Annotated in this window: 4 protein-coding genes and 1 pseudogene; 2 read left to right on the plus strand and 3 right to left on the minus strand. The window is 68.1% G+C overall.

Annotated elements, in window-relative coordinates:
* Positions 1-147: 147 nt before the first annotated feature.
* The 3 genes from JCM19049_RS20750 to JCM19049_RS20755 are packed head-to-tail and all read right to left on the minus strand — an operon-like array spanning position 148 to position 625.
* Entirely contained in the window at positions 148-333 is a 186-nt protein-coding gene (locus JCM19049_RS20750) for a hypothetical protein (RefSeq protein WP_279403140.1), read from the minus strand.
* Positions 279-461 carry a hypothetical protein gene (locus JCM19049_RS12535; RefSeq protein WP_054821756.1) on the minus strand — a complete coding sequence of 61 codons (183 nt, stop codon included), beginning with the start codon at positions 459-461 and terminating at the stop codon, positions 279-281. The genes JCM19049_RS20750 and JCM19049_RS12535 overlap by 55 nt, the downstream gene beginning before the upstream one ends.
* Positions 462-466: 5 nt before the next feature.
* A complete protein-coding gene (locus tag JCM19049_RS20755) occupies positions 467-625 on the minus strand; it encodes a hypothetical protein (RefSeq protein ID WP_279403141.1) in 159 nt (52 codons plus the stop codon).
* A 432-nt stretch (positions 626-1,057) separates the two neighbouring features.
* Here JCM19049_RS20755 and JCM19049_RS12540 point away from each other — a divergent pair, with 432 nt between their 5' ends.
* Both JCM19049_RS12540 and JCM19049_RS20760 read left to right on the plus strand, forming a co-directional pair.
* Positions 1,058-1,828, plus strand: coding sequence for an SDR family oxidoreductase (locus JCM19049_RS12540; RefSeq protein WP_054821757.1), 771 nt, complete (start codon positions 1,058-1,060; stop codon positions 1,826-1,828).
* Positions 1,818-2,065 (plus strand): annotated as a pseudogene (locus JCM19049_RS20760) (alcohol dehydrogenase catalytic domain-containing protein); the annotation flags it as partial. The gene JCM19049_RS12540 and the pseudogene JCM19049_RS20760, both read left to right, overlap by 11 nt.

Raw genomic sequence — 2,065 nt, forward strand, 5'->3', positions numbered from 1 at the left:
CAAACAGCGGCAGCGGCAGCAGCCGGGACGCCGCCAGGTAGGCCACCATCGCCACCGCCCCGCATACGGCGATCACCGCGACGCCCGCCTGCTGTCCGGGCTGATTCGACGGACGGGCAGGACGGCCAGCAGCACCAGCCGGCGGGGTCAGCACCGCGGCCTCCACCGCAAACCGGCCCGGTGATCCAGCCCGGTGTGGTGCCGCAGCATGAAGTACACCGGATAGACCAGGGCGATGAACCAGGTCATCCAGGAGAACGCCGGAGCCACCGCGATCTTCAGCGCCAGCGCCAGCGCGGCCACCACGACGCTGAGCCACTGCACCACGGACACCGGGACTTGAACACCAAGCGCCCGCCGAGCACCAGGGTGATGGGCAGCAGCAGGAAACCCAGCGAGGCGTCCAGCGCCTTGCCGTGGGCCGGGGCCCAGACGAACAGCCACAGCTGCACGCCCACCATCAGGCTCAGCGGCAGCAGCAGCCACAGGTGCGTGCGGCGGGCGGTGAGCAGCGTGAAGTATTCCCCCAGGCGCGTCGACCCGAGGACAGCAGCAAAGCCGGAAGATAGCAGCCCAGGATCGCCAGCACCCGCCAGGCAAAGACATATTCGGCCGAGGCCTGCACCCTGCCCGAAACCAGGAAGATGACGCCAAAGAGCAGGGAGCTCCCACCGAGGCGATCACGCCGCGGCCCGTTGTGCCCGAGCCAGAACGCACAGAACCTCCCTGGGTGTGGTGAGCCGGTGACCGGCCGCGCTCCGGCGACGGCGCGAACCTCAATTCCCCAGCATTGCCCAGCGGTTGCGGGAGCACAACTTCATGTCCGTGCCCATGGGCACCCGCCGCCTGCGCCACCACACGAGGCCAATAAATCGTACTTATTGTTCTAGTTGATCCTATATATCTGCTATAACTGAGAGCGGACGCGCCCTCCGGCAGCCACCGGGGCCGGCCGTCACTGAGTGCGACGTCGAGGTCGACCGGGGTTCCCGTGGTTGTCGGCGTCGTGAGCAACAACCCCCACGCCTGCTGCGGCAGGCACAGAGAAGGAATCCGCATGAGCCAGCTCTTTGACCTCACCGGACGCCTGGCACTGGTGACCGGCTCCTCCCGCGGCATCGGCCGCGAACTGGCCGCGGCGCTCGCCGAGGCCGGTGCAACGGTGATCCTGCACGGACGCGACCCCCAGCGGCTGGCGCAGACCGTCGCGCAGTTCACCGACCGCTTCGGCGCCGAACGCATTCACCACACCTGCTTCGACGTCACCGACGCCACCGCGGTGGCCGAAGCCATCACCCGCATCGAAACCGAGATCGGCCCGCTGCGCATCCTGGTCAACAACGCCGGCATCCAGCACCGGGTCCCGCTGCTGGAACTGGCGGTCGAGGATTGGCAACGGGTCATTGACACGAACCTGACCAGCGCGTTCCTGGTTGGCAGGGAGGCCGCGCGCGGCATGGTGAAGCGCGGCGCGGGCAAGATCATCAACATCTGCTCGGTGCAGACCGACCTGGCCCGGCCCACCATCTCCGCCTACACCGCCGCCAAGGGCGGGCTGCGCAACCTCACCCGCGCGATGACGTCGGAATGGGCCGGTCACGGAATCCAGGTCAACGGCATCGCCCCGGGCTACATCCACACCGAAATGACCCAAAACCTCGTCGACGACGAGCAGTTCAACTCCTGGATCCTGGGCCGCACCCCGGCCAACCGCTGGGGCACCGTCGCGGATCTGGCCGGACCGGCCATCTGGCTGGCCTCCGACGGCTCCAACTACGTCAACGGGCAGACCATCTTCATCGACGGAGGCATGAGCGTTGTCGTCTAACCCCACTGCCACGCAAACCACCGCGGTCATCGCCCATGCGGCCGGGGACCTGCGCGTCGCCGAGATCCAGCTGCCGGCTCCCCCGGCCCGACGAGGCCCGCGTGGCCATCGCCTACGGCGGGATTTGCGGATCCGACCTGCACTACTGGCAGCACGGGGCTGCCGGCGAATCGATCCTGAAAGCCCCGATGGTGCTCGGGCACGAGATCGTGGGCACCGTGCTGGAAGCCGCCGCCG

Source organism: Arthrobacter sp. JCM 19049 (assembly GCF_001310435.1).